Genomic DNA, 26,108 nt, shown 5'->3' with positions numbered 1-26,108 from the left:
AGTAAACCACAGTCTTGGGTTTACTGAATGCTAGGCTCTATTTTTATGACTTCTTTTTATTGCTGTGTGTTGGTCTGTTTAGGTTTTATTTTCCGTTGTAGTGACGGTATTCAAACACCTGACCTTTTTCATTAAACGCATACACAGAATACTCGTCTTTCTTATCGCCATACTCCATGCCTGGCGAACCCATTGGCATACCCGGAACCGCTAAACCAATCGCATTACGTGGTGGGTTTTCTAGAAAGGCTTTAATGTCATCTGCTGGAATGTGTCCTTCAAATACGTAACCGTCGATCTCAGCAGTGTGGCAAGAGGCTAGCTCTTGTGTGACCCCTAGCTTTTGCTTGATTGGGTTCATATCATCGTGGAGTTTCTCTGTAACATCGAACCCAGCATCTCGCATATGTTCAGTCCATTCTGTGCAGCAGCCGCAGTATGGAGATTTGTGGTTTAGAACATCAGTAGCTAAAGCTTGTCCTGAGATTGCAGCGAGTGCAGTAAGAGTCATAATTTTACGAATCATGGTTAACCTCATGAATATGGTTTTTATTAATATTAGAATGAGTTGGTTTGAACAATCTCAGCCTGTTGGCATTGCTTACTACAGTAATTGACGACATCGCCATCGCTGCCCCTGCAACTACTGGACTAAGCAGAAATCCGAAAAATGGGTAAAGCACACCGGCTGCGATAGGAATACCAAGCGAGTTGTAGATGAAGGCTCCAAATAGGTTTTGCTTCATATTTCTCACGGTCGCTTGAGATAGCTCGATCGCGTTGCTTACTGATAATGGCGATGAGTTGAGTAGCGTCATTTGCGCACTTTCAATCGCGACATCACTGCCACTGCCCATTGCGATTCCTATATCCGCTTGAGCAAGAGCGGGTGCATCGTTAATACCGTCTCCGACCATGGCAACACTCTTATATTGCTGTTGAAGCTGAACAATATGTTGAGCTTTCTGCTCTGGAAGCACTTCCGAGATAACCTCGTCGATACCGACGCTTTTACCTATTGCTTGAGCTACAGAGTCGTTGTCGCCCGTTAATAGCACAGTGTGAATTCCGGCGGATTTTAGTTGAGCTATCGCCTGTTTGCTATCTATTTTTAACGCGTCTGAAATGCCCAATATGCCTTCCAGTTTTTGGTCAATCACAATGAAAATAGGCGTCCACGCTTGCGAGCGGCAAAGCTCGATGAAATCCGCGCCAATCTCTGTATTGATACCTAATTGGGTGAGGTACTTAAGCGAGCCAACTTGCACGTTCTTGCCGTTAATTGTTGCTTGAACCCCAAGCCCTCGTTGGTTTTCAAATTCGCTATGTGGGAGTACTGAAACTTCCAAGCTCTCTGCATATTGGCAAACGGCTTTGGCAAGTGGGTGCTCAGATCCTACTTCTACTGAATAAGCATAAGCCAGTAACTCTTGCTCCGTTAGATTAGCGTAAAACGCCTGTTGAACGGTTGGTTTGCCTTGGGTCAATGTCCCTGTTTTGTCAAACACAACAGCATCGATCTTGCTGGCAGACTGCAATACATCCGCATCTTTAATAAGAACGCCAAACTCAGCCGCTTTACCTACGCCAACAGTAATCGAAAGCGGTGTGGCTAGGCCTAATGCACATGGACAAGCGATGATCAGCACTGTGGTCGATACCACTAACATGTAACTGGCGCTTGGTTGTGGACCTACAAAAAACCAAATTAGGGCGGCAACCGCTGCGATTGCGACCACAACCGGAACAAAAACGGCTGAGATAGAATCGGCAAGCTTGGCGATTGCTGGTTTACTGCTTTGCGCTTGGCGAACCATTTGAATGATTCTAGCCAGCATGGTGCTTGATCCAATCCCAGTCGCTTCAATAATTAAACTACCATCACCATTAATGGTGCCCGCTGAAACGCCATCATTAGTTGATTTAACGTTGGGCAGTGGTTCACCGGTCAGCATCGACTCATCGATATAAGATTCACCTGAGACTACGACACCATCAACCGGCACTTTTTCTCCGGGTTTTACTCGTACCTGCATACCGACTTGAATGGCTTCTACGGCAATGGTTTGCTCTTTGCCATCGACCATAACCACGGCTTTTTGAGGCTGTAAATTAATCAGTGCCTGTAGAGACTTTGTGGTGCGAGCTTTGGCTTTGGCTTCAATGTAGTGCCCTAAAGAAATAAGGCCGACAATCATTGCACTTGCTTCAAAATAGACATGACGCGATGGTTCTGGGAACCATGATGGAATCAGTACAACCAGCATTGAATAGAACCATGCCGCACCTGTACCTAGAGCGACTAAGGTATCCATGGTCGCACGCTTATGCATGAGAGACTGCCAAGCATTCGTGAAGAAGCTACGACCTGAGGTAGCAAGCAGTATCAAACAAACGACACCAATCAATCCCCAAGCCAGTTGATCGTTAAATGTGGCAATGGTCATGCTGCCACCGAACACGCCCCATGCCATCAGTGGAGCACCGATCACCAATGCACTTACTGAGTTTCTAAGGAAGGCTTGTTGAGTACGAAGTTGCTGTTCTTGTTGTTTTTGCTGTTGAGTCGCCGCATCGTCGACAAACTCAGCGCCATAACCAGCAGCTTTCACCGATTCTATTAGAGCGTTTTCAATGATGTCTCTTGTTTGAGAGGTGAAAACCAAGGCTGTCTGCTCTGCGAGGTTGATCTGCGCTTGGTCGACAAACTCATTCTTTTTCAGCGCTTTCTCTACCGAAGAAACACAACTCGCACAGGTCATTCCCTCAAGAACAAGGTGATAGGTATATTGGCTAGCTGTGGTTTTATCTTCAGCATCTTCAATCTTTTTATCTGCTTGTTCGTTTTCTGAATCTGATAAAAGGTTATTGGCTTCAGAGTAGGGAGTTGCGTGATAACCCACACTTTCGATCAGCTCAATAAGCTCGGATTCTGAAAGTAGAGTAACCAACGACAATTCATCTTTGGTGACTTCTAGATTTGAGGCTTGATCGGTTTGTTGAAGCGCTTGAGTAAGCTTGTTCACGCACTTACCACAGCTGAGCCCTGATAATGAAAGGTGCAGCGAATTACCCATTGAATAACCAAGGGTTGCTAACTGTTCATTGAGCTCAACATAACTAAAAGGTGTCGAAATATCGATGTACGTCGGCGATATGTCATTGATCGTCGTATTGTCGAGATCATTAAACAGTGTGCGAACTTTCTTCGCACACCCCATGCAATTTAGGCCGTTGAGCGCAGTTGTGTAATGGTTCATATCGATACTCCAATTCTCATCTAGCCCTAACATAAACCTTCCCGTAAGGGTAAGGTCAAACATAAATTCAAAAATTCAATATTTGTTGGAATATTGAGTGGTGGAATGGATGAGGTTTATCGCGAGCGTGGCGAGAATTTATCTTTTTAGAGCATATGACATGGACTTGAGCTATTGGTTTTCTCCTTCTACGATAGCTTTCGTACAAGATCAGCACATTAATCATTCACTACTGATTGTAGATTTAAGCGGTGGTGATAAAATAGCGCCCAAAATTTAGTGATATTTGTCTGTTACAGACTTTGTAATGGCGAGCACTAAAAGAATCACCTACATAATCAAGGTATTTAAATGACGGTTAAAACTCGTTTTGCTCCTAGCCCAACTGGCTATCTTCACGTTGGTGGTGCACGTACTGCACTTTACTCTTGGCTATTCGCTAAGAACCAAGGTGGTGAATTCGTTCTACGTATCGAAGACACGGACCTTGAGCGTAACTCTCAAGAAGCGGTTGATGCAATTCTAGAAGGCATGCAATGGATGGGTATGGAATGGGATGAAGGTCCTTACTACCAATCTAAGCGTTTTGACCGTTACAACGAAATGGTTGATAAGCTACTTGCTGAAGACAAAGCATTCAAATGCTACGCGTCTAAAGAACTGCTTGATGAAATTCGTGCAGAGCAAGAAGAAAACAAAGAGATGGCTCGTTACGATGCTAACCACCCTAAAATTGTTGCAGCAAACGAAGCAGCAAAAGAAGGTGATGCATGCGTTATCCGTTTCCGTAACCCTAAAGAAGGCAGCGTAGTATTTGATGACCAAATCCGTGGTCGCATTGAAATCGCGAACAGCCAACTTGATGACCTGATCATTCGTCGTACAGACGGTGCACCAACATACAACTTCGTAGTGGTAGTGGATGACTGGGATATGGGTATTACACACGTTGTTCGTGGTGAAGACCACATTAACAACACACCTCGTCAAATCAACATCTATGAAGCACTAGGCGCACCAGTTCCAACTTTCGCTCACTGTGCAATGATTCTTGGTGATGACGGTGCGAAACTTTCTAAGCGTCACGGTGCTGTTTCTGTAATGCAATACCGCGACGAAGGTTACCTACCAAATGCACTAAACAACTACCTAGTTCGTTTAGGCTGGTCTCACGGTGACCAAGAGATCTTCTCTCAAGAAGAGATGATTGAATTCTTCAGCCTGAACGCTATCAGCAAGTCTGCTTCTGCATTCAACACTGACAAGCTACTTTGGTTGAACAACCACTACATCAAGACTTCTGAGCCTGAGTACGTTGCTAAATACCTGCAATGGCACCTAGACGCACAGAAGATCGATACAACAAACGGCCCGGCTATCACTGAAGTGATCAAGCTAGTTGGCGAGCGTTGTAACACGCTTATCGAACTTGCTGAGCAATCTCGTTATTTCTACGAAGATTTCTCTGAGTTTGAAGCTGGCGCAGCGAAGAAGCACCTACGTGGTGTTGCTAAAGGCCCACTAGAGCTTGCTCTTGCTAAGGTTGAAGCACTTGAAGATTTCACTACTGCAAACATCAAAGATGGTGTGATTGCAGCAGTATGTGAAGAGCTAGAGATCGGCATGGGTAAAATCGGTATGCCACTTCGCGTAGCAGTAACAGGCGGCGGTCAGTCTCCTTCTGTTGATGCAGTGATGGAGCTTGTTGGTAAAGAGCGCGTAATCGCTCGCATCAAGATGGCTCTTGAGTTCATCGCTGAGCGTGAAGCTAACGCTTAATTGAGCGATTGCTAGAATCAAAAAAGGGTCAGTGACTTGGTTACTGACCCTTTTTATTTTTCTAGAGTTTTACTATCTGAACGATTTCGTTAGAGCTTGTCGTCGGCAATCATTTGAGTCGCTTGCGCGGCTGTTTTCTTATCGAACAAGATGTCCATCATCGCTTTGATGCGTTCCATATCGTCACCAAACTTAGAAAAGTTTCCGCTGTTTGGCGCTTTGAATTCGACATTGCCTACGCGCTGTTGATCTTGATAAGCCGAGATCTTAGCGTCTGCCACAAAGGTTCTGAAATCCCAACTCCAACGAGAGACATAATCAAGCGTGATGTCCTCAGGATTATGTTCTGAGCCGTCGGCAACGACTTTACATTTGACCTGATTATTCAGACACCAGTCGAGCATGGAATCGAGGAAAACCGCACGAGTTTTCTCGTCTTCAACAATCGTTACTTGTTCAATTGTATTTGCTTCTGGTAGTGCGTTTCCTGAATATTTCGGAGCACTACAACCTGCGAGTAAAACGACAACAGCAGCAACTAACCAGTTTTTCATTATCTATCCTAGATTTTTTTGAAGATGATTGAAGTGTTGATTCCACCAAAAGCGAAGTTGTTGCTCATCAGATATTCAACGTCCAATTCGCGACCTGAGCCAGTGATGTAATCGAGCTTGCCGCACTGTTCGTCGATATTCTCAAGATTCAATGTTGGGCTGAACCAACCTGAATGCATCATCTCTAGGCTTAACCAAGCTTCAATCGCACCACACGCGCCAAGCGTATGACCAAAGTAGCTTTTCAATGAGCTGATTGGCACTTCACCAAAAATGTTCGCGGTCGCGTTACTTTCTGCAATATCGCCTTTTTCAGTCGCCGTTCCGTGCGCAGATACATAGCCAATCTTTTCAGCCGGAAGTTGCGCATCTTTCAAAGCTTTTTCCATACAAATTTGCATGGTTTCCATCTGAGGTTGTGTCACATGAGCGGCATCGCAGTTGCTGGCAAAGCCGATGATCTCAGCGTAGATCTTTGCGCCACGAGCCACAGCATGTTCATACTCTTCAAGAACAAGCGTGCCAGCGCCTTCACCGATAACAAGGCCATCGCGCCCACTGTCGTAAGGGCTAGGAGATTTTTTTGGTGTGTCGTTTTTTAAACTGGTAGCAAAAAGGGTATCGAAAACGGCAGACTCAGTTGGGCATAGCTCTTCACCACCACCGGCAACCATCACGGTTTGGTAGCCGTGCTTAATCGCTTCATAGGCATAACCAATCGCTTGGCTTCCTGAAGTACACGCACTGCTGGTGGGAATCACGCGTCCACGCAGACCGAAGAACAGACCCACGTTTACCGCGGCTGTGTGTGGCATCATTTGAACGTAAGTGGTTGCTGTGATTGCTCGTGTCGACTTCTCATTCAACATCACACCAAACGCACCAACGGCATCAGTACTGCCGGTTGAAGAGCCGTAAGCAATACCGGTTTCACCATTGGTTAAAATATCGTGGCCAATCAGTCCTGCTTGCTCTAATGCATTTTCTGTCGCTACGGTGGCTAGGCGGGATACTCGTCCCATGCCACGCACTTGTTTACGCTTATAGTGTTTTGGCAGTTGGAAGTCATCAATAGGCGCAGCAAGCTTAGTGTTGAGACCATCGTATTGCTCAAAGCTTGGCATATATTGGGTGGCATTTTCACAGGCTTTTAGTTTCGGCTCGATCTGCTGCCAGTCGTTACCAAAGGCAGTAACACCAGACATGCCAGTTACAACAACGCGGCGGGTCATACTAAGCCTCCATTAACTGAAATCACTTGGCGAGTCACGTAGCCTGCAATATCAGACATTAGGTAGCTGACTAGGCCGGCCACTTCTTCTGGCTCGCCCATGCGACGTAGCGGGACTTGAGGAAGAGCATGATCTTTCACGTGCTCGTCAACCATGCCGGTATCGATTAAGCCAGGAGCGACACAGTTTACCGTGATCTTGCGTTTTGCGAGTTCTAGAGCCAGAGACTTAGTCGCGCCAATCACGCCGGCTTTAGCTGCTGCGTAGTTGGTTTGACCGCGGTTGCCCATGATGCCCGATACCGACGCCAGAGTGACGATACGACCGCCTTTGCGTTTCTGAACCATAGGCATCACACACGGGTGGAGCACATTGTAGAAGCTGTCGAGGTTGGTATGAATCACGCCGTCCCACTCTTCTTCTGTCATGGCTGGAAATGCGGTGTCACGAGTAATGCCGGCGTTGTTCACAACACCATAGTAAGCGCCATGTTCAGCGATATCAGACTCAAGCTTTTCGCGACACTCGCCGCGGTTACCGATATCAAATTGGATAAGACGACCTGCGCCACCCAGTTCGATGATCGACTGCAGCGTCTCTTCAGCACCTTGCTTGTCACTCATGTAATGAACGGCGATTTCAAATCCGTCTTTCGCGAGTTGAATAGCGATCGCTTTACCAATGCCTTTGCTGGCACCAGTGACTAAAACCTGACGGCTCATGATGGGCTCCTAGTTTTCATTTCTTGTAATTTTTGTTCGGTCGGCACGTAGACATTGAGTTGGCATTGAGCCACTAACTCGCCTTGGTCTTCGACTCTAGCGGTAAACACGGCCATGCCGCTGTCTTCCATTAGTTGATCGGCGTAGATATCAAGGGTCTGACCTTGAGTAAATTCATCACACAGTGACTTGTAACGGCGAGAACCGAGTAAGAAACCGATTGGGGGAGTGGTGCCGTTTTTTAGTGCGTGGTATCCAGACCACGCAGCAACAGACTGCGCCATAAACTCAATACCGACATACGCTGGTACGGTTTGAGATTCGGCATTAAAGAACAGGTTATGAGCACCAATATCGACCTGACAGTGAATCGACAACGCCTCTACGTTGATAGCACGATCGATTAATATCATCGGATCATCGTGTGGGAGAAGTTGTTCTACAGAAGGGATATCAGTCATTTACTACACCAAAAATCAGGCTAATGTTGTTGCCACCAAAAGCGAAAGAGTTGCTTAAGATGTTCTTTACTTTAAGTTTCTGGGAACAGTTTACCAAATCAATCTCAATATCTTCAGCTTTATCCTGACATTTTTGTAAGGGAAGCGGTAAGTCATATTTTAAAATATGCCATGCTATTGCAGCCTCTATTGCACTTGCGGCGCCAAGAGTATGCCCGGTAAGAGGCTTGGTGGAACTGACGGGAACCTTGTTTGCAAAAATACGATGGATGGCTTTGCTTTCCATTGAATCATTGAGTGGAGTTGCGGTGCCATGAGCATTGATATAACCGATGTCTTCAGCTTGTAACTGAGCAGAATCTAACGCTTTTCTCATCGCTTGCTCAGCGCCGTTCCCTTCAGGGTGGGGCGCTGAAATATGGTGTGCATCAGAGCTATCGCCACAGCCTAACAAGGCAATGTTCGACGTGTTTGGGGTTGTATTAACACCGACCAGCTTTGCCTTGCTGAGCAACATAAATGCCGCCGCTTCGCCGATGTTAATACCATCTCGGGTTGCACTAAATGGCTTACAATGTGTTGTTGAAAGAGCTTCTAGGCCATGAAAACCGTTGAGTGTCAGCTTACATAAAGTATCGACGCCACCGACTAACACGGCATCAGCTATGCCTGAATCTAGCAAACGTTGCGCAGTGAGAAACACACGACCACTGGACGAGCAAGCCGTTGAGACCGCATAGCTTGGCCCGGTTAATGAGCAATATTGACTAACAAACTCAGAGGTGTTTCCTAGCTCTTGTTTTGAGTAGTGATAATGCTCGGGAAAAGAACCTTGGTCGAGTTTGTGCTTAAAAGCGGCCTCACCGTCGGAAATTCCCGAAGTACTGGTGCCGATAACTACTGCAATTCTATCTGCGCCAAACTGAGATTTTGCTTGCTCGATAGAATCTTCGATTTGATTAAGAGCCGACAGCGCCAGTTGATTGTTGCGAGTGGCGTATCGCGTAAGATCTGAAGGAATCGGTGGCAGTTCACCCGCGATTTGACCAACGACAGTATGTTTACCATCGTTCAGCATATCGTTCACTTCGACCATATTTGATTCACGCTCGTCTTTCAGGCAGCCATGAATGTCCGCAATCTCTGAACCTAGCGCTGAGTGGAAACCACAGTCTTGGATGTAAATAGGCATAGTGTTCAACTCTTACTTGGGTTGTCGACAATCGTTGAGTTCAACGTTTGTATGGTGATGGTGTAGCCTTGGATTAGATGTTTGAAAACAATCTCTCCAGATGTCTTTGGTTCGCCGACTTTTGCTTGGTATTCAATACTAATGATGGCTTGTTGTTTGTCGTCAAAAACGGTTCTTGTTTTGTCGGTATCGACTAGGTGCCAACCTATGCTTTGTAAAGGTTGCGCCCATGCGTCTGCTGGCCATAAGGTCAGCATTAAATTAAAAAGCACCTGTTCGGGTTGCGGTAAAGTCGCGCCAAGGCCAGATAGAACTTGTGAGTCGATCACTTGATTCTGGTATTGCAGCGATAGAATACGCGTACCCCAAGAGGAGAAGCCCGCCAAAACCACTTTATCCGCTGTGACTTCGACTTGAACAGGCAGCTGTTGTGTGTCGGTTTCCCACGTAGCGCTAATCAGCTGACTGGCAGTGAGGGAGTACCCTAGTTCAGCTGGCATTGGTAGTGCTAGCTCGGTGTCATTGTCGATAGACACACTGGCACCACTCGGCTGCTGAGAAACCATCGAGCAGGCAGTGAGTAGAATACCCACTAGTGTGGCGAAGGTTACCTTTAATGTCTTGATCATCTAAAAGCCTCTCGAGAGGTTGGGCGTTCTACGCTTTTACTACTGTTGATCGCGAGCGGAGAAAGTAGCCACGCGACAAAGATCCCGGTCAGAACCGTTACCCCAAAGCTATGAATGGCATGAGTCTGACTCAACGATAATAAGCCAAATGAGAGTAGCGTCGTGAGGCCAGACAAGGTAATCGCTAATAAGGTGCTTAGTGATTTCTTCTGCTCAGCAAAGAACAAGGTGTAGTCGATGCCAATCCCTAAAATCAGAATCAAGCCCAGCAGATTAAACAGGTTCAACGTGGAACCTAAAATACCCGTGACCGCTAAGCCTGCCACTCCGGCAATCAATGAAGGCAGCAGCATTAATAGGCTTTGCTTCACACCGTAACGCCAACCTAAAACCATTCCAATAGCGGCTAACGCTATCAATAATAACTCTGTGATTTTGACTCTGTATTCCGCAAAGAGAGCGGAGATTTCATCGGCTTTATTAAGGTATTTAACACCTTGTTGCTGAGCAAAGTTTGAATCGAGCCATTGAGAGAATAGTTCTGAATTTGTGACGTCTTTGATCAAAATGACTGACGCCGCTTGTCCGTCGATCGGCTTTAACCAAAGTGGTCGAACGGGTTCTGACACCGGTGACTCCAAAAATCCAGATACCGTGATGGGTGCGAATTTTGGTAGTTGTGGAAAAGTAGACCAACCTAGCGTGCTTTGTAATATATGGCTTTGTTGACCATAGAGCTGCTCAACTAACTGATAGTTATCATGTTGTTCTTGCTCACTTAGCAACTGTTGATTGATGCTGCGATACCCAGAGATAGCTTGGCTATCGACTAGAGAATCTAAGCTTGTGGTGATTTCTGCCAGTTTTTTGAGTAGCTTTTGGTCGCTGTTGGCAGTCACCAAAAGCATATTTTGACCACTGCCTAATCCTGAGATTTCAGTAATGGCTTGCTCTTGCTGTTTGAGTTGCTCTGGCATCGCCTGAAGTTGGCGAATATCGTCGTCGTAGCGAATTTGACTGAGTGATATCAGGCTCAAGACTGTCACAGTTAACGGTAAGCCAATTTTAAATTTTTGGTTGCTCCAGAGGCTTAACCAAGTATGCCAAAGTTTCGACAGGGGAAGAGGCCGCTCTTGGCTTGGTTTTGCCGCTAAAACCGGATACCAACACACCACACTGGCGTAAGCTGCAATCAGCCCAATCGACGAAAACAGAGCAAGTTGTTGCAATCCCGGGAAAGGCGCGACCAGCAAACCTAAGTAGCCAATCAAACTAGTAATCAGACCCAAGGTGATCGCAATGAGAATGTGCTTCAAGCCTTTGTCACTTTGCCATTTACTTCCAGCTGCCAAGCGGTCAGTCAGGTAGTGAAAGGAGTAATCGATCGACACGCCAATCAAGCTGGCACCGAACACCAAACTAAACAGGTGAACCTTGCCGAAGATAGCGACGGTGCTTGCCAGCGCAACCAATAATCCAGTACTGATTGAGAGCAAAGATAAGGCAAGTGGTAGGGCACTACGAAACGTCAGCCACACCAATAAAATAACACCGGCCAATGAGCCCAAGCCAATGGTACTGATTTCTGATTTCGCACTTTCGGTACCGTAATTGGCATAGAACACCACACCAGTATGCTGTACTTTGACGCCAAACTGCTTTTCGACTTCGCGCTCAATTGAATCAAGATCGGGAAGTTGTTCTTGAATCGCCAAGCTATAAGGTGAACCCGCCAGAGTCGCCGTGACCAAAATATGAGTTTGGTCATTAGATTGAGCGGTGAGGTATCCCTCTTTCAGAACAAAATTACTTGATTGAACGCCAACGGCACTGATGTAGTCGCGAAATAGTAGAAATGGGTCCATCGACAGTTCGGCTGCAGTGACGCCTGAGAACGGATTGTACAGAGACTGAATGACGTATTGAGCTCGCGAATCAGGCGAGTGGGTCAGCGTCTCTTTTTGTTGTTGAGTCAGCAGTTGAGCTCGGTGACGAAAGTAGAAATCGCTCCATTGGCTTTGGGTGCTGGCGCTGATTTTACCTTGAACTTGCTGAAACAGAGTTGGCTGACTTGAAAAGGCTCTTTGGTTGAGAGCTTTTTCAAAAGCGTCGGTCGCAACCATGGCTTGTTCGATGTCGGGGGCGCTGATGATAAACACCACTTGCTCGCTCATCGAGCTGGATATCTGCTGAAAGGCTTGCTCTACCATTGGGTCTTGCTGGTTTTCTGGCAGTAACTTTAGGATGTTGCTTTCAATCGGTACCGACGAAGAAAAAGCGAACTGTTTGATCAACAGTCCGCTAAAAAGCACCACGATAACCAGCCAAACAAGGGCGAGACTAGAGTTGGAATTGTTGCGCTTCAGCATCTGACAATACTTCCGGTAGATGGCTTAACTGACTAAATTCGATCACCGTGCTGTCTCCACGAATCTCTCTCAGTTCAATGCGTTCAATATCATTTTGACCTTGCAGAGTAATGGCTTCAAATACCGCGTTCATCGGCGCACTTTTAGGCTTGAGAGTCAGTGTCCAAGATTTATTCTCTGTATTTTCATCAGAGCTTGTGACAGTTGCTGGCTCAAAATCGAGTGCGAACTGTTCCTGAAGTTTTTGCGTATCTCCATGAAACACCGATAAGAAGATATGGCTGAAATAAAACGCCATTGGGTTTTCTTTATCGGTAATGATTTTAGCGGGTTGATCGGCAAACCTTTGGCTCAGTTTGTTATCGGTGAGCACCAAGCTCACAGGAAAGGGGGTAGCTTGTGTCCAAAGCAAACCGTTCGACTTATCTAACAGGAAAGCACCTTGTGACGTCAAAGGCTGGGCGAACATTTCCATGTTGCGCGTTTGAGTGAACTCGCCACGCACTATGTTGTTTGCGCTTAATACGGTTTGCAGATCTGAAATAGAGCCGACGGTTGCTGAATTTTCGTTAGCAATAACAAGGTTACTCGCCATCACAGAGGCAAGCCCTAGTAGTACGATGCTGATTTGCTTACGTCCACGCCTAAACAGACTCATGTTTCACCTGCTGTGTGTTAGATACTTGAGATGGGTCTGATTGTTGGTCGCTTGGCTGCTGCTCAGTTGATTGGGATAAGCAGCCAAATTGATGCCAGTGTTTTACCTTGTCGGTAAACACGTTCGGCGAAGCGAAGCACATTTCTTGCTCTTCAATGGTCACCGCGACCTGCATTGTGTGTGCTCGAGTCATGCGAGCACCGGTTAGGGCATCATGAATTTCATAATCGACGCGCAGGCGGTTTTCCCACTCGGTGAGCTTCGCCGTGACCTTAATCTTGTGATTAAACGGTATCGCTTTGATGTATTTTAGGCGGGTATCGATGATAGGCCACATGTAGCCTGAATCCTTCATCTCATGGTAGTTGTACTCAATCTTATCCATCATGATGCGCCTAACTTCTTCAAAAAATCGGAAGTAGTTGCCGTGATAGATCACACCCATTGGGTCGGCATCTTGGAATGAGGTGATAAGCGTCACCTCAGATTGTAATGGATGAAGAATTTCAGACATAAATCGCTCTCAACAATATTGCGTAAAGGGTGGCTACTTTATGAAGTTAGCTACTTTATGAGTAAAGTGACCAGTGCTGACTTTGAATACGAGCAATGAAGTGACGTAGATCGCCTTCAAGTGGTCGATCTTCAACGATAAATTCAAACTCTTTAAGCACTTCGTCACGAATATGCTTTAGGTTCTCACTCATGTGGTGCTCATCAAGCTCATTGTGGCGTTTACGAAGTTCAAGCGCTTGTGTACCCGCCAGAAGTGATGCTGCCGCTACTTGTTCAGTCAGTTCAAGAACACGCAGACAATCACGAGCCGCAATGGTGCCCATGCTGACTTTGTCTTGGTTGTGACACTCTGTTGAACGAGAGAACACGCTTGCTGGCATGGTGTGTTTTAATGCCTCTGCTGTCCAAGCTGAAACGCCAATCTGTACTGCTTTGAAGCCGTGGTTAATCGGTTTACGTTCGCCTTCAGCACCGGTTAGGTTAAATGGTAAGCCGTTGTTGAACTTGTAATCCATCAACTGCGCCATTTGGCGATCAAGTAGGTCTGCAAGGTTGGCTACCGCTGTTTTTAGTGTATCCATTGCCATTGCGATATGGCCACCGTAGAAGTGTCCACCGTGCAAAACGCGTTCATTGTCGCCATCGATAATCGGGTTATCGTTAGCGCTGTTTAGCTCGTTCTCAATCATTTGGCGTAGCCAAGGCAGAGAGTCTTGAACCACACCAATCACATGTGGCGCACAACGCAGAGAGTAACGATCTTGTAGGCGATCACTGTTGCGTGGCGGGCGATCCGCTTGTAAGTCATCACGCAGCCATGCCGCAACTTGTTGTTGACCCGGATGAGGCTTCACTGCAAACAGCGCTTCATCGAAGTGAAAATCGTTACCTTGCATACCCACAGATACCATAGCGGTGATCTTAGTTGATAGCTGAGCTAGGTATTCCGCACGTTTGTAGGCAATACAAGCCAGCGCTGTCATCACTGATGTGCCATTCATCAATGCCAAGCCTTCTTTTGGCTTAAGCTTGATAGGGCTAATTCCTAGTTCTTTGTAGACGTCACTAGTAGGGCGAACGTCGCCTTTGTAGATAACATCGCGCTCGCCGATTAGGGCTGCAGCCAAGTAAGAGAGAGGCGTTAAGTCACCACTGGCACCAACCGAACCTTCTTGAGGAATGCGTGGTGAGATGTCTTGGTTAATTAGGGTAACGATCTGGTTGAGCAAATCATGAGTAACACCAGATACGCCTTGTGACAACGAACACAGGCGCGTTGCCAATACTGCGCGAGCTTGCTCGTGAGACAGTATTTCACCTAAACCACAGCCGTGAAAGCGTGTTAGGTGTAGTGGTAATTCATCAACAAGATTTGGTGGAATCGCAACGGTACATGAATCACCGTAGCCTGTTGTCACGCCATAAATTACGCCTTCTTCTTTCAGTAGGCGTTCTAAGAAAGCGACACCACGGTCGATCTTAGATGTGAATGCTTCACTTGAGTTCATCGAGGCTTTTGCGCCTTGTGAGATAGCGACAACATCCTCAATAGTGAGGCGTTCGGCACCAAAGGTGATGCTATTTGGATTCTTTTTCGTCATGGTGCTTGCTCAATGTCCAAAAATTAAAAAAATTGTACCACTGAAGCGGTGCTTTCAGTGTGTAGTGCTGAAGTCGATCTGCATATTTCTGTACGACTTGCTGTAAAGATTGTTCGCGAGTCTTTCTTGGTAGTTCTATCTTGTCGCTAAAATGCTCAAAATAGACATTAAAATGCGGCTTGGATTGTGAGTCGTCACGTAGTCCAAATAATAGAAATACTGGCGCTTTGAGAACCGAGGCTAACATAAATGGTCCTTGAGGGAAGGGCGCTTCCTTACCCAAGAACTCAGCCCATACAGAGCGACTCTCTTTGCTGGTGGAGGTTCTATCGCCAACAATCACAATCCACTCACCTTGCTCTAGTTTCTGTTGCAACAAGATAGCGGTATCAGGCCCCATTGATGTCACCTGAATCAGATTTAAATCAGATTGCGGGTTGACCGCTTTCATCACTGAATTAAAGCGTTCGGCGTGTTCTGTAAAAACCAGCGCGTTGATTTTGATGTTCGAGTGTCTGCGACCCAAAGCGCGGCACAGTTCGATATTGCCAAGGTGAGATCCAAGGATTAGCACACCTTGATTATTTGCAACCATGCTCTCGAATTGGTCTTGGCCATGAATAGTCAGGTTATCTGCCGAGAAATCACCTTTCCATGCCGCCAATTTATCTAACATGGTATGGCCAAACGAAAGCAGATGGTTATAGCTGGTTAGCTCCGCAGGTAACTCAATGTTTTGTTGCTCTGCGTAAGCCTTTAGTTGAAACAGGTACTGCTCTGAGGCGTTTCGAGCGCGTTTGCCAGTTAGGTGGTAGTAACGCATCACACCACGCAAAATCAGGTTAAAGACACCGCGGCCTAATAGGGTATAAACGGTCAACAACAGTTTGATGCCAAGTACGGTGCCGCGTTCTTGAGTGCGGGACCAATGGGGCTGTTCTGACTCGTTGTTGTTTGATCCAGTCGATGAATCTTGTTTTTGACCATCTTCAGCAGACGTTGATTTGAAATGGCGAGCAATCAGTTTGGGAGATCTTGGTAGCATGCCGAAGAACAATCGCGTGTGCATCCAGCTGATTTTTACGTTGTCCCACAGCGCATCGAAATGAGAGATGCCGTTTTCAGGATAGATAACCCGCGTTTCAACGAAGTCGATGTCGCAGCCTTCCCAATACAGGCGAACCAGAATCTCAATGTCGAAGTCCATTCGAGACCCAACATCGTATTTGCTGAGCACTGCTTGTGTCTGGTTGATCGGATACGCTCTAAAGCCACACATGCTGTCTTTAATTGATAGAGATAGGGTTTCTATCCATACCCAAATGTGTGTCGCGTAGCGCCCATAGAGTCTTGCCTTAGGCACGCTCTCGTCATACACAGGTTGACCTGATATCAAGCGCTGAGGTTTGTCTTGCGAAGCTTGGATTAATGCGGGTAGTGCTTCAAGGTCGTGTTGACCGTCAGCATCAATCTGTATGGCATGACTAAAACCGAGCTCTTGCGCTCGCTTGATGCCAGCTTTTACTGCGCCGCCTTTACCTTGGTTCTGTTCAAGCGTCACCAAAGTTACGCTTGGGCTATCGGCAAGTGGAGCCAGAAACTGCTTAGTCGCGAGTTCACTGCCATCGTCAACGATGATGATCGGCAATTCAAAATGATGGAGTGAAGAAACCACCGCAGGCATGGTTGCGCCGTGGTTAAAGCACGGAATCAGGAAGCAGGCGTTGTAGCTGCTTTCTTTGGTTTGGTGCTGAGAAGTAGACTCGATGGGAGCGCTATTCACTTTTCTCTCCCAGCTTCATTTTGCCTGAAGAGTGAGTTTGTTCACCGTTGTTAGAGGTGTAGCTGAAGCTTAACTTATCTTTGTCGGCGTCCCACTTGAGTGACAGCTGTATGGTCGAGTCGGGCAGGATAGGTTCTTGGAATTTGATGACCTCCATGCCTTTAAAGCAACCAGGGACATTCAGCTCTTGGACTGCATAGTAAAGCGCCCAATCAATCTGTGTAACACCCGGAAGAATAGGGAAGCTCTTGAAGTGCCCCTTAAAATCGGTGATGTCTCCAGTAACATGGAGTGTCAGGGTCGATTCATTCTCTGCAGTGTCAACAGCAATGATGTTTGGCTTTCTCTTATCCATAGCGTGTGCTTAGAATCCTTGGGCTGAAAATGGGTGTTCTGACAAAAATATAAAAAGATAAACTCAGTGTAAAACACGATAAGCGATTTCTATGATTTTACGAGCTGCTCTATGTGAGAAGTTAATCGTTTACCTTGGCTGTTGAGGGGAATCTCATCAACCACACGATACTTTCTCGGGATGGCGATTGGCTCTAACCATTTTCTGAGTTCTGAACGCAGCATCAACCAGAACTTGCCTCTGCTCATGGTCGCGAGTGTCGCTTGGCCTTCGTCTGATAATACCAAAACCGACGCCAAGATTAAGCGTTCAGGCTCTTCAAATGGAATCACCACGCATTCACTTATCCAAGGCAGTTGCTCTAGTCGTTTTTCAACTTCAACCAGTGATACTCGTTTTTCTTCTATCTTGATCACTCGATCGGTTCGGCCTTTCAATATGAATTGATTATCCGAGACCATTTCGCACTCATCGGCGGTTTGATACCAGTTGTTTTTGTCGATGTACGGCGACAATAACTTAATGCAATTCTCACTGTTGAGACTAGCCTCAAGACAGTCAAAAAGTTGCCAAGGTGTTTGAGCGCTCTCTTGCTGACGAAATGCGATACCACCGGTTTCTGTGCTACCAAAGACTTCAATCGGTAAATGACCAAGCAGGCTTCGTGATTGGTGGGCCGATTCGGTTGGCAATGGGCCACCAGAAGAAAACACACCAGCAAGCTGTGCAGATTTTGTTTCGTGCTTTAATCGTTTGAGCAGAGCAGGACTACTGATCAGCACACAGTTTTTATTGGCGTGAGACAAGATCTGTTCTGGGTACTCAAGGTTGTTTCGAGCAAATGGAACACCAGAGCATAGAGGCCATAAGATTCGAAATAACAGACCATAGATATGTTGGTGCGAGACCGTGCTGTGAACTTGTTTTCCCTTCAGCATTCCGCCCCAGTTTTTATCTAGCTGAGCTGTCTCAATATCTAGGTGTTCTAGTGTTTTATTTATTGCCTTGGGTGTGCCGCTTGAACCTGAAGTAAACAGGGTCAATTGGATGGCTTCCAAATCAATGGTCGCAAGATTATCGATTAGAAGTTGTTTTGACGAGGTGTTTGAGTCCAATAAGTTTTGGATATTGCGAACGTCACTAACCTCAACTTCACCAATCGAGTCATCAACTAACAAGCAATCAAAATGTTCACTCAATTCGGCAAGCGCACAGGGCTGGTAGTTCCCCGGCAAGATGATGTGTTTTTGGCTGACGGCACATGCCAAAAAAGTCACCGAAAATTGGTAGCTGTCTTGGGTACAAATCGCAACTCGTTGAAAAGGGGATGAAGATAAAAGGTGCACGAGTTGAGATAAGTCGGCGTTAAAGGTTTGCCACGTAATCTCGCTATTTTCGTCAAAGCAGACAATCGATTCAGGGGCTCTTGTTTGGCTGAGAAGTTCAGACAACGAGATGTAAGATACGGTTTGTGTCATAACAATTTAACTCTGACGAATGCGCTGTCTTACTATCCACTCTCCTGCAAAGAGTAACCCTGCGAATAAATAGCTGAGTAAGCCATTGTATAGGGTCCATACTTCAAGAGGTTGGAAGCAGGTGTAAAGGGCAATAGAGCCATTGATAACAAAGAAAAAACACCAAACTTTGGTGACTTTTCGTGTGTAATCAATGCCACTTTGCGGAAGTTCAGGCTCTTGGAGTCGAGCAAGACGCTCGATAATCGTTTGCGGTTGCCAAAGGCTTGAAGCGAACACAACCAACATACAAACGTTAACGATGACGGGGTAATAGGTTAACCAGCCATACTGCTTGAAGGTTAATCCTAATGCCAGCAGAACAATCCCGGCACTACCACTGATCCAAGCTAGGTGTTTTAGCTCTTTGATTTTGGCCTGACCGCCAGTGAAAATACGGACAGCAAAGATAACGGCCAAGACGATGCCAACGGTTTGTAGGCCAAACTTGTTGAGTCCAAAGTAAACCGCTATTGGATAAGTGAAAAGTATGATTGCCGACAGTAAAGTCAGCAGAGGACGCATTATGCGTCCTTCAATAGTTCAACCACAGACTCTACAACGTCATTAACGGTGCGTACTGCTTTGAACTCTTCAGGTTTGATCTTCTTACCTGTTACGTTCTGTAGGTGAACGACCAAATCAACCGCATCAATGCTGTCTAGGTCTAGATCAAGATAAAGGTGTGCTTCAGGAGTGATATCTTCAGCATCAAGCTCGAACAGCTCAATCAGCGCATCTTTAACCTGGTTGTATACTTCTTGTTGGTTAGCTTGTGTCATAAAGATCTGTCTAGTTGTTCGTTTGAGATGAGATGTAGTTTGCTAGGTTTTCAACGGATGCAAAGTGTTGGCGAGTGTTTGAGTCGTCGGCATCGATAACAATGTTGTACTTTTTCTTGATAGCAAGACCAAGCTCTAGCGCATCAATAGAGTCTAATCCAAGTCCATCACCAAATAGTGGAGCTTCCGTTTCAATCTCATCAATACTCATGTCTTCAAGGTTCAATGCGTCGATGATCAGTTGTTTCAGTTCGTTGTGTAATGTTTCCACTTTGGCCTACTTAATGCTTTATCTGAATGCTGCTTTAAGGGGGCGATTCTACATTATGCGATGTATTTTCGAAATGCTGATATCGCCAGTTGCTTTATTGATGAGCTAAATGCTTTCTTCGGAAGGGAAAATAGAGTGTGCAAGGTGATGATTAAGGCGCCTTGCTGCCGAAGTTAAGTTATTTGAATTCTCAATAAAGGGTGCGACTTCTATTTTACCTTTCACCGCGATATGAAAAAAGGGTTTCGTCGCAGGAACTTGATACCATTTTTTCTCTTTCGTTAAGAATGTCGGAGAAACCGTAATATGAATCACGCGTAAATCGGTTTGTGTTCGCGTGGCGATTTGCGCCGCACCACGTTGTAAGGATGGTTCAATTCCTGGCGTTGTGCGAGTTCCTTCGGGAAAAACCAGCAGCACATTGCCACGTGAGAAACGTTCTTCACAGCGCTCTAAAAGATCGTCAGGGGCTTGGTTCGGTATATAACCCGCCGCTTTGACAATCCTTTTCATAAAAGGGTTTTCCCAAATAGCGGCCTTAACGAGGCAATCACATTGAGGAAGTTGAGAAGCGATCAGCACATAGTCGATCAAGCTAGGGTGATTAGCGACGATGATGCAGTTACGATCTTCACGTAATAGATCCGCGCCATCAATTCGGTAATCAATCGCGCCGGTGAACTTCATGATTTGGCAAAAGGCGTTGAATGAGAAGCGAATCAATCGCTGTGCTTTAAGCTCTCTTTTAATGGTATTGGGAGTCGTTAGCGCAATAGTCGGTAAGATTAAGAAGCTCAATACTAAGCCACCTAGACCAAAGATGGTAAAGCAGAGCCCTGTCGCGAATACTCGCCAATATTGGTCGACTTTGCTCATGACTGTGGGCCTGGCTCGGTGTTATTTACCCAAGACCAAGTTTGGTGCTTGCCAGCAATAGCCCACTTATTTGTACCCAATAAGACATGTTGGAGCGTTTGTAGCCCTTGTGGTAACTGGGAAGGTGCTTGGTTGGCTTCTACTGCTCTAGCAATAGAGTACTCACTGCCAGCGGTGAGCACGAAGCCCAGAGCGTAATCCGCATAGTGTTGTGTTTCGTATTCTTGGTAAAGCTCAGGCAAAGGCTGGTCGAAGTCAATGACGAGTACACGATGTGACGGATACTGATGAAGGTAAAGATAAGCTTCGATCAGAGCGTTATGGAAAGTATCTTGCCCTGCGGCGATTGAAGTCAGTGGAATCGGCGCTTTGGCGGCAATAGTGGTTAGACCTGCAGCGGTATTATGTACCGATTGTGAGAACGCCATCGGTGAGGCATCGTCACCTTCTAATATCGACTGAATCAAAGTGGCAGTTCGGTGCAGCTCACCATGTCGGCTAGCAAAGACAAGATAATCAATCGAGGTGTCTTTTAATAAGGTTAACGCGGTTTGGACGGCAAGTTTGCTTTGCACACTCATTCGACGGCGCATCATTGGAGGGATAGCTTTAAATTCAGTTGAGCCATCTTGTGGCCAATCTAAATTAGTGCTCCACGCTTGCCATTGGGCAACAGAATTGAGACCAGCCGAATTTGCAGACCATTTCTCAATATTAAACGACATTAATTGGGATTGATTTGACATAGAGTATTGATTTGCTTTGGGTCTAACTAAATACTATGCGCGCTTATAAATAAACACAGATAAGGAATTTAAATGAAATTACTAAAAATAGCGGTTTCAATGTTATTCATATTCGTTCTTGCAGGATGTGGACGCGTCCAGCCTGTAATGAATGTTGAGGATACTCCAGTTGCACTGAATCTTCAAAGTAAACAGGTTAAATCAGCTATTTATGAATCGGCTGAAAATCGAGGCTGGTTGGTTTCAGAAATAAAGCCTGGCTTGATACGTGCTGAGTTGTATGTTCGTTCGCACCACGCTGTGGTTGAAATTCCTTATAGTGATAAGTTTTACTCTATTCTTTACGTTGAGTCAGAGAATTTGAAGTACGACGATGGTGAAATACACCGTAATTACAACCGTTGGGTTAATAACTTAAACGTTGATATTAAACGTAAGCTTGCACAAATGGCAGCTGAGTAACTCTCTATTATTTAAAGTTAGGTTTTTCGTGTCGGAATATAAATTAGATCCATTCAACGCATTAGAAGCAAAAACAGAAGCGCAGAAATTATCTTTCGCTCCTATTGTTTTCCATACTGCTCGTACACTACGTGATTTAGGTATCTTGAAAGCGTTAGATGACGCGGGTAATGAGGGTTTGCCAGCAGAGTCTATCTCTGAATCAACTGGTGTCTCTGAGTACGGCGTGAAAGTCCTGCTCGATATGGCGTTAAGTGCGCATATTGTTACTTGGGACAAACCTAACTACAAAATGGCCAATCTTGGCTTCTACCTTCTGCACGATGGCATGACTAACGCAAACATGGATTTTACGGCTGATGTTTGTTACGCCGCGATGATGCATTTAACCGAAGCCATTGAAGAGGGCACGCCTGCTGGCTTAAAAGAGCTGGGTGACTGGGAAACCATTTATCAAGGTTTATCTCAATTGCCAGAAAAAGCCAAAGAGAGTTGGTTCAAGTTCGATCACTTTTATTCTGATCGCTCGTTCCCAGTATTACTTGAAAAAGTCTTCAGCAAGAAACCTAAGTCGCTGGTGGATATTGGCGGCAATACAGGCAAGTGGGCAATGCAGTGTTGCAACCACGATTCTGATGTTGAAGTGACGATTGTTGATTTGCCACAGCAGTTAGAAATGGCAATGGCAAACGCAACGCAGCATGGTCATCAAGACCGAGTAACGCCATTCCCAGCGAATATGCTCGATAAACAGCAAGCGCTGCCAACGGGAGCCGATGTGTGGTGGATGAGCCAGTTCCTTGATTGCTTCTCGCCAATGGAGATTCTGAGTATATTAAAGCGTGTTCGCTCTCATATGTCAGAAGACGCGACAGTCTATATCCTTGAACTGTTTTGGGATGCACAGAAATACGATGCGGCTTCTTATAGCTTAAACGCGACGTCTCTCTACTTTACCTGCTTGGCAAATGGCAATAGCCGTTTTTACCGCAGTGAAGATTTCTTAGAGATCGTTGAAGAAGCGGGCTTTGAAGTGGTAACTCGTACCGACGATATTGGTCTTGGTCACACGCTTCTTGAATTGAAAGCTGGCGCGCAATAAAAATAACAAACATGGCTTAAATAATGAAAAAACTATCAACTCAAGTGGTGATCATCGGAGCTGGACCGTCAGGTTCAATTGCTGCGTCTTTGCTTCATAAAAAAGGCATCGATGTTCGAGTGATTGAAAAGAGCGTATTCCCTCGCTTTTCTATTGGTGAAAGCCTATTACCAGCTTGCATGGAAGTGATTGAACAGGCTGGGATGACTGATGCAGTGATCAACGCCAACTTCCAATACAAAGATGGCGCAGCCTTTCGCAAAAATGGCGTTTATACGGCGTTCAATTTTGAAGACAAGTTCTCTTCTGGTCCAGGAACCACGTTTCAGGTTCAGCGAGGTGCATTTGATAAGGTTTTGGCAGATACGGCTGAGTCGCAAGGTGTCAGCATTGATTACCAACATGAGTTGATGGGTATTACTTTCACCGACGACAGCACCATCTTAGATGTGCAAGTGTTGGATGGAGAGCGCTATCAGCTAGAAGCGCAATACGTTTTAGATGGCAGTGGTTTTGGCCGAGTGCTACCGAAAATGCTTAACTTGGAAGAGCCGTCATCACTTCCTCCACGCAAAGCTATTTTTACGCACATTAACGATCATATTGCAGAGGTTGATACCGACCTTGAATATGACCGCAATAAAATCTTGATCTCAGTGCACCCAACTAATCCTGATGTTTGGTATTGGTTGATCCCGTTTAGTAACGGTGTTTCTTCGTTTGGTATTGTCGGGGAGCCTAAGTTCTTTGAATTATACCCACAAGATAAGATTGCCGCGATTAAGCAACTGGCAACAGAAGAGCCGGGTTTGGCTGAGATACTGGCAAATGCAGAGTATCCGAACCCTGCGGGCGAAATCGGTGGTTATTCTGCCAACGTAAAACATCTGGCGACGGATAAGTACGCTTTGCTTGGCAATGCTGGTGAGTTCCTTGACCCCGTATTTTCATCCGGCGTGACGATTGCGATGAAGTCGGCTCAGTTTGCGGTTGAGTGTGTTGAAAAGCAGCTTAACGGTGAACACGTCGATTGGGAGCGCGATTATGCCGATCCGTTGATGGTTGGCGTAAACACCTTTAGAACGTATGTTGAGGGGTGGTACTCAGGTACTTTGCAGGATGTGATTTTTTATCAAGATCCAAACCCAAAGATTAAGCAGATGGTGTGCTCAATTCTGGCGGGTTACGCATGGGATCAAGCCAACCCTTATGTGAAAGAGTCTAAGCGCCGGCTCACGACATTGGCAGAGATATGCCGAAGCTAGATGGTCGATTTAGCGTGTGGATAAAATGCTAAAGCGCTAGGTGACTAATCTAAAAATAAAAACAGCCGCAATGTGCGGCTGTTTTTGTATGTGAACAATATGGGTAATCAACCTAATTGCACTCTAGGCTACTTCAGGTCGATGCTGTTCAATCGTCCCATAAAGACAAGCAGATCAATCACGTCTTTGTGGGCATCAAGCAGGGCGCGTTTAGTTTGGCTATAGGCGGCAAGTCTGCCGTGCTTTCTGATGGAACACACCTTAGTTTTGTATTTGTAGTCGCCGTTTTCTGAGAATACACGCCACTTAGCGATGTAACACTCGTCGCGGTGTTCAGGATCACTCTGAGTTGGATTTGGCTTAAATACAATTTTGGGTTCTAGACTATGAGGTAGACGCGTCATCAGGTAGGGCTCTTTGAGGACTTTGGGCCAAAACTTACCCCAAAGCTGTCTGCCTAGTTCATCTCTTAATTTAATGGTTTTCTTCAGTGCTTTGTCTTCACCCATACGAACAAAACCGACCGACCGATGCAACACCGTATCTTCGGGAGTATGGATGTGGATCTTAAAAGCGGTTTTACCTTTCGAGATAAAGCGGTAACCGGTAGCACCAATTAGATTATTCTGACTCATAGTTTGCTAAGTGATGATTATGTTATTAATAAGATTACGCCAAATACTGCAAAACCGAAACTAATACCCATGAAAAAAATAAAGCCTTAACAAAAGTGCTAAGGCTTTATTAGAAACTATGAGACGGGCGTGTCGCTAACTACATGATTTTCTGCATCACATCACCAATTTGAATGCTTCCTGCAAGACTTGGCTGGTCGATCGTCAGTTCTGCTTCGTTTTCATAAACGCGAGAAACCGTCAGTGTGATGTCGCTTTGAGATACCTTATTACGTGGTAAACCGCGTTGGTCGATAAACGAACCGGTGTGCCATAGCTGCAGCTTGTCACCTTGTTGAACACCATGCATTCGACCTAAATCAATGGTCACCGTGTTACCAAATACTGCAGCCACCTCTGGAAGTGTGATCTTACATGACACTTCAGATTCCAAGTCCAACATAATATTGCGGCTAACACGCAGCATCATACTGCCGTAGGTTGATGCCCAGAAACGAGCACTGCGGGTGTCCACTTCACTGGTCTTAGCAAATGGCCACTTTGCCACTTCACGATAGCTACGGTTGTAAACCTGATGTCCTGTTTTACCATCGAAGACTTGCATCTCTAACGCAAACTGGCGATTGATGATGTCGTCTTTCAACAGTTTGGACTCGATGGTCGCGGTTAAATCGGTAATGTCGCCACCAATGATGTACTGCGCGCCAGTGTCTTGGGCGATCATCTTGATCACCTCTGGTCGACGTTTGTCGATGTCGTAATTGGTCGTGCCAACGGAAACAAAGCTGCGAGACTCTTGCGCCAGCTGTCGATCTACGACATGACCAAAATCATCACCAATGTTATAGATTCTGCCCATTACAGCTTGCTGTGGGGAGGTCACATCAATGTTGCCGACCAAAAATGTCTTCTTGTATTGGCTCTCATGGCAAGCATTTGCCGAAGGGTAGATGTCGATCCTTGCGGTGATCATTATATTGCCACTGCGTTTTTTCTCTTTTTCTACCAAGATGTAACGCACTTCATGATTGGTAAATTGAAACTCTTTCTTGTTTGCGTCGAGGTAGGGCGTGAGGTTGGCAATGCTACCAATGTCGGCTCCTGAGAACTGGATCGCTTTATATACCGCGTCTTCCAAAGCATGGACCCTTGCGGCGCTCTCTGACGATACGATGGCTGCTGTACCGGTAACTTCATACCAAGAGGCATGAGCACTGAAGCTTATGGTTATCAGTGAACTTATTGAAAATAAGTAAGAAATTATTTTTTTCATCTATTCGTTACCAGTTGGGTATAAATATTGCTTAACAAATAACTATAAGCTTGAAGCTGACTTAAGTG

General features: G+C 45.8%; 26 protein-coding genes. 4 read left to right on the top strand and 22 right to left on the bottom strand.

Annotation, left to right across the window (positions count from 1 at the left end; genetic code table 11):
* Positions 1–85 precede the first annotated feature (85 nt).
* Positions 86–526, bottom strand: coding sequence for a DUF411 domain-containing protein (locus tag MSG36_RS21345; RefSeq protein WP_017060536.1), 441 nt, complete (start codon positions 524–526; stop codon positions 86–88).
* Positions 516–3,323, bottom strand: a complete 2,808-nt coding sequence (locus tag MSG36_RS21340; RefSeq protein ID WP_086971054.1) for a heavy metal translocating P-type ATPase — start codon at positions 3,321–3,323, stop codon at positions 516–518. The genes MSG36_RS21345 and MSG36_RS21340 overlap by 11 nt, the downstream gene beginning before the upstream one ends.
* Positions 3,324–3,611: 288 nt before the next feature.
* Here MSG36_RS21340 and gltX point away from each other — a divergent pair, with 288 nt between their 5' ends.
* The gene (gene gltX / locus MSG36_RS21335) at positions 3,612–5,039 is read left to right on the top strand and encodes a glutamate--tRNA ligase (RefSeq protein WP_017069020.1); all 1,428 of its coding nucleotides are present in this window, start codon (positions 3,612–3,614) and stop codon (positions 5,037–5,039) included.
* Between the two features lie 89 nt (positions 5,040–5,128).
* Here gltX and MSG36_RS21330 read toward each other — a convergent pair whose 3' ends face one another.
* From MSG36_RS21330 to MSG36_RS21245, 18 genes are all read right to left on the bottom strand, one after another.
* On the bottom strand, positions 5,129–5,593 hold the full coding sequence (locus MSG36_RS21330) for an Sbal_3080 family lipoprotein (RefSeq protein ID WP_048609587.1): 465 nt from the start codon (positions 5,591–5,593) through the stop codon (positions 5,129–5,131).
* An 8-nt stretch (positions 5,594–5,601) separates the two neighbouring features.
* Positions 5,602–6,825: a beta-ketoacyl-ACP synthase gene (locus MSG36_RS21325; protein ID WP_048611281.1), complete on the bottom strand. Its 1,224-nt coding sequence runs from the start codon at positions 6,823–6,825 to the stop codon at positions 5,602–5,604.
* Positions 6,822–7,547 carry a 3-ketoacyl-ACP reductase FabG2 gene (locus tag MSG36_RS21320; RefSeq protein ID WP_248369630.1) on the bottom strand — a complete coding sequence of 242 codons (726 nt, stop codon included), beginning with the start codon at positions 7,545–7,547 and terminating at the stop codon, positions 6,822–6,824. The genes MSG36_RS21325 and MSG36_RS21320 overlap by 4 nt, the downstream gene beginning before the upstream one ends.
* Positions 7,544–8,008, bottom strand: a complete 465-nt coding sequence (locus MSG36_RS21315; protein WP_248369628.1) for a hotdog family protein — start codon at positions 8,006–8,008, stop codon at positions 7,544–7,546. Before MSG36_RS21315 ends, MSG36_RS21320 begins: the two co-directional genes overlap by 4 nt.
* On the bottom strand, positions 8,001–9,200 hold the full coding sequence (locus tag MSG36_RS21310) for a beta-ketoacyl-[acyl-carrier-protein] synthase family protein (protein ID WP_248369626.1): 1,200 nt from the start codon (positions 9,198–9,200) through the stop codon (positions 8,001–8,003). Before MSG36_RS21310 ends, MSG36_RS21315 begins: the two co-directional genes overlap by 8 nt.
* A gap of 5 nt (positions 9,201–9,205) precedes the next feature.
* Positions 9,206–9,829 carry a DUF3261 domain-containing protein gene (locus MSG36_RS21305; RefSeq protein WP_248369624.1) on the bottom strand — a complete coding sequence of 208 codons (624 nt, stop codon included), beginning with the start codon at positions 9,827–9,829 and terminating at the stop codon, positions 9,206–9,208.
* Positions 9,826–12,198: an MMPL family transporter gene (locus MSG36_RS21300; RefSeq protein ID WP_248369622.1), complete on the bottom strand. Its 2,373-nt coding sequence runs from the start codon at positions 12,196–12,198 to the stop codon at positions 9,826–9,828. The genes MSG36_RS21305 and MSG36_RS21300 overlap by 4 nt, the downstream gene beginning before the upstream one ends.
* A complete protein-coding gene (locus tag MSG36_RS21295; RefSeq protein WP_248369620.1) occupies positions 12,170–12,856 on the bottom strand; it encodes an outer membrane lipoprotein carrier protein LolA in 687 nt (228 codons plus the stop codon). The genes MSG36_RS21300 and MSG36_RS21295 overlap by 29 nt, the downstream gene beginning before the upstream one ends.
* A complete protein-coding gene (locus MSG36_RS21290) occupies positions 12,843–13,370 on the bottom strand; it encodes an acyl-CoA thioesterase (RefSeq protein WP_248369618.1) in 528 nt (175 codons plus the stop codon). Before MSG36_RS21290 ends, MSG36_RS21295 begins: the two co-directional genes overlap by 14 nt.
* Positions 13,371–13,425: 55 nt before the next feature.
* Positions 13,426–14,973 carry an aromatic amino acid ammonia-lyase gene (locus MSG36_RS21285; RefSeq protein WP_248369616.1) on the bottom strand — a complete coding sequence of 516 codons (1,548 nt, stop codon included), beginning with the start codon at positions 14,971–14,973 and terminating at the stop codon, positions 13,426–13,428.
* Positions 14,951–16,756: a glycosyltransferase family 2 protein gene (locus MSG36_RS21280; RefSeq protein ID WP_248369614.1), complete on the bottom strand. Its 1,806-nt coding sequence runs from the start codon at positions 16,754–16,756 to the stop codon at positions 14,951–14,953. The genes MSG36_RS21285 and MSG36_RS21280 overlap by 23 nt, the downstream gene beginning before the upstream one ends.
* Positions 16,749–17,111: a 3-hydroxyacyl-ACP dehydratase gene (locus tag MSG36_RS21275; RefSeq protein ID WP_048609578.1), complete on the bottom strand. Its 363-nt coding sequence runs from the start codon at positions 17,109–17,111 to the stop codon at positions 16,749–16,751. The genes MSG36_RS21280 and MSG36_RS21275 overlap by 8 nt, the downstream gene beginning before the upstream one ends.
* Positions 17,112–17,200: 89 nt before the next feature.
* Positions 17,201–18,589, bottom strand: a complete 1,389-nt coding sequence (locus MSG36_RS21270; RefSeq protein ID WP_248369612.1) for an AMP-binding protein — start codon at positions 18,587–18,589, stop codon at positions 17,201–17,203.
* A 6-nt stretch (positions 18,590–18,595) separates the two neighbouring features.
* Entirely contained in the window at positions 18,596–19,153 is a 558-nt protein-coding gene (locus MSG36_RS21265; protein WP_248369610.1) for a septation protein IspZ, read from the bottom strand.
* The gene (locus tag MSG36_RS21260) at positions 19,153–19,410 is read right to left on the bottom strand and encodes an acyl carrier protein (protein ID WP_004739745.1); all 258 of its coding nucleotides are present in this window, start codon (positions 19,408–19,410) and stop codon (positions 19,153–19,155) included. Before MSG36_RS21260 ends, MSG36_RS21265 begins: the two co-directional genes overlap by 1 nt.
* 10 nt (positions 19,411–19,420) lie before the next feature.
* A complete protein-coding gene (locus MSG36_RS21255; protein ID WP_004736154.1) occupies positions 19,421–19,681 on the bottom strand; it encodes a phosphopantetheine-binding protein in 261 nt (86 codons plus the stop codon).
* A 105-nt stretch (positions 19,682–19,786) separates the two neighbouring features.
* Positions 19,787–20,557, bottom strand: a complete 771-nt coding sequence (locus MSG36_RS21250) for a lysophospholipid acyltransferase family protein (RefSeq protein ID WP_086971073.1) — start codon at positions 20,555–20,557, stop codon at positions 19,787–19,789.
* Entirely contained in the window at positions 20,554–21,303 is a 750-nt protein-coding gene (locus MSG36_RS21245) for a beta-ketoacyl synthase chain length factor (protein WP_170930214.1), read from the bottom strand. The genes MSG36_RS21250 and MSG36_RS21245 overlap by 4 nt, the downstream gene beginning before the upstream one ends.
* A gap of 72 nt (positions 21,304–21,375) precedes the next feature.
* On the opposite strand from MSG36_RS21245, the gene MSG36_RS21240 reads away from it, so the two are divergent.
* The 3 genes from MSG36_RS21240 to MSG36_RS21230 are packed head-to-tail and all read left to right on the top strand — an operon-like array spanning position 21,376 to position 24,132.
* On the top strand, positions 21,376–21,765 hold the full coding sequence (locus MSG36_RS21240) for a hypothetical protein (RefSeq protein WP_019824137.1): 390 nt from the start codon (positions 21,376–21,378) through the stop codon (positions 21,763–21,765).
* Between the two features lie 28 nt (positions 21,766–21,793).
* Positions 21,794–22,867 carry a methyltransferase gene (locus tag MSG36_RS21235; RefSeq protein WP_050620606.1) on the top strand — a complete coding sequence of 358 codons (1,074 nt, stop codon included), beginning with the start codon at positions 21,794–21,796 and terminating at the stop codon, positions 22,865–22,867.
* Between the two features lie 23 nt (positions 22,868–22,890).
* Positions 22,891–24,132, top strand: a complete 1,242-nt coding sequence (locus tag MSG36_RS21230; protein WP_248369608.1) for an NAD(P)/FAD-dependent oxidoreductase — start codon at positions 22,891–22,893, stop codon at positions 24,130–24,132.
* Between the two features lie 128 nt (positions 24,133–24,260).
* Here MSG36_RS21230 and MSG36_RS21225 read toward each other — a convergent pair whose 3' ends face one another.
* Positions 24,261–24,767, bottom strand: a complete 507-nt coding sequence (locus tag MSG36_RS21225; RefSeq protein ID WP_048611319.1) for a hypothetical protein — start codon at positions 24,765–24,767, stop codon at positions 24,261–24,263.
* 139 nt (positions 24,768–24,906) lie between these two features.
* Entirely contained in the window at positions 24,907–26,040 is a 1,134-nt protein-coding gene (locus MSG36_RS21220; protein WP_048615749.1) for a flagellar assembly protein FlgT, read from the bottom strand.
* Positions 26,041–26,108: the final 68 nt, after the last annotated feature.

Source organism: Vibrio sp. 1CM8B (assembly GCF_023161685.1).
GTDB lineage: Bacteria > Pseudomonadota > Gammaproteobacteria > Enterobacterales > Vibrionaceae > Vibrio > Vibrio coralliirubri.
Note: the sequence above shows the minus strand (reverse complement) of the source record. Positions and strands in the feature narration are given on the sequence as shown.

What these genes read in the sequence shown, in the direction of transcription:
- MSG36_RS21345 (WP_017060536.1), bottom strand. Translation starts at nt 526, where the DNA reads ATGATTCGTAAAATTATGACTCTTACTGCACTCGCTGCAATCTCAGGA.
- MSG36_RS21340 (WP_086971054.1), bottom strand. Translation starts at nt 3,323, where the DNA reads ATGTTTGACCTTACCCTTACGGGAAGGTTTATGTTAGGGCTAGATGAG.
- gltX (WP_017069020.1), top strand. Translation starts at nt 3,612, where the DNA reads ATGACGGTTAAAACTCGTTTTGCTCCTAGCCCAACTGGCTATCTTCAC.
- MSG36_RS21330 (WP_048609587.1), bottom strand. Translation starts at nt 5,593, where the DNA reads ATGAAAAACTGGTTAGTTGCTGCTGTTGTCGTTTTACTCGCAGGTTGT.
- MSG36_RS21325 (WP_048611281.1), bottom strand. Translation starts at nt 6,825, where the DNA reads ATGACCCGCCGCGTTGTTGTAACTGGCATGTCTGGTGTTACTGCCTTT.
- MSG36_RS21320 (WP_248369630.1), bottom strand. Translation starts at nt 7,547, where the DNA reads ATGAGCCGTCAGGTTTTAGTCACTGGTGCCAGCAAAGGCATTGGTAAA.
- MSG36_RS21315 (WP_248369628.1), bottom strand. Translation starts at nt 8,008, where the DNA reads ATGACTGATATCCCTTCTGTAGAACAACTTCTCCCACACGATGATCCG.
- MSG36_RS21310 (WP_248369626.1), bottom strand. Translation starts at nt 9,200, where the DNA reads ATGCCTATTTACATCCAAGACTGTGGTTTCCACTCAGCGCTAGGTTCA.
- MSG36_RS21305 (WP_248369624.1), bottom strand. Translation starts at nt 9,829, where the DNA reads ATGATCAAGACATTAAAGGTAACCTTCGCCACACTAGTGGGTATTCTA.
- MSG36_RS21300 (WP_248369622.1), bottom strand. Translation starts at nt 12,198, where the DNA reads ATGCTGAAGCGCAACAATTCCAACTCTAGTCTCGCCCTTGTTTGGCTG.
- MSG36_RS21295 (WP_248369620.1), bottom strand. Translation starts at nt 12,856, where the DNA reads ATGAGTCTGTTTAGGCGTGGACGTAAGCAAATCAGCATCGTACTACTA.
- MSG36_RS21290 (WP_248369618.1), bottom strand. Translation starts at nt 13,370, where the DNA reads ATGTCTGAAATTCTTCATCCATTACAATCTGAGGTGACGCTTATCACC.
- MSG36_RS21285 (WP_248369616.1), bottom strand. Translation starts at nt 14,973, where the DNA reads ATGACGAAAAAGAATCCAAATAGCATCACCTTTGGTGCCGAACGCCTC.
- MSG36_RS21275 (WP_048609578.1), bottom strand. Translation starts at nt 17,111, where the DNA reads ATGGATAAGAGAAAGCCAAACATCATTGCTGTTGACACTGCAGAGAAT.
- MSG36_RS21270 (WP_248369612.1), bottom strand. Translation starts at nt 18,589, where the DNA reads ATGACACAAACCGTATCTTACATCTCGTTGTCTGAACTTCTCAGCCAA.
- MSG36_RS21265 (WP_248369610.1), bottom strand. Translation starts at nt 19,153, where the DNA reads ATGCGTCCTCTGCTGACTTTACTGTCGGCAATCATACTTTTCACTTAT.
- MSG36_RS21260 (WP_004739745.1), bottom strand. Translation starts at nt 19,410, where the DNA reads ATGACACAAGCTAACCAACAAGAAGTATACAACCAGGTTAAAGATGCG.
- MSG36_RS21250 (WP_086971073.1), bottom strand. Translation starts at nt 20,557, where the DNA reads ATGAGCAAAGTCGACCAATATTGGCGAGTATTCGCGACAGGGCTCTGC.
- MSG36_RS21245 (WP_170930214.1), bottom strand. Translation starts at nt 21,303, where the DNA reads ATGTCAAATCAATCCCAATTAATGTCGTTTAATATTGAGAAATGGTCT.
- MSG36_RS21240 (WP_019824137.1), top strand. Translation starts at nt 21,376, where the DNA reads ATGAAATTACTAAAAATAGCGGTTTCAATGTTATTCATATTCGTTCTT.
- MSG36_RS21230 (WP_248369608.1), top strand. Translation starts at nt 22,891, where the DNA reads ATGAAAAAACTATCAACTCAAGTGGTGATCATCGGAGCTGGACCGTCA.
- MSG36_RS21225 (WP_048611319.1), bottom strand. Translation starts at nt 24,767, where the DNA reads ATGAGTCAGAATAATCTAATTGGTGCTACCGGTTACCGCTTTATCTCG.
- MSG36_RS21220 (WP_048615749.1), bottom strand. Translation starts at nt 26,040, where the DNA reads ATGAAAAAAATAATTTCTTACTTATTTTCAATAAGTTCACTGATAACC.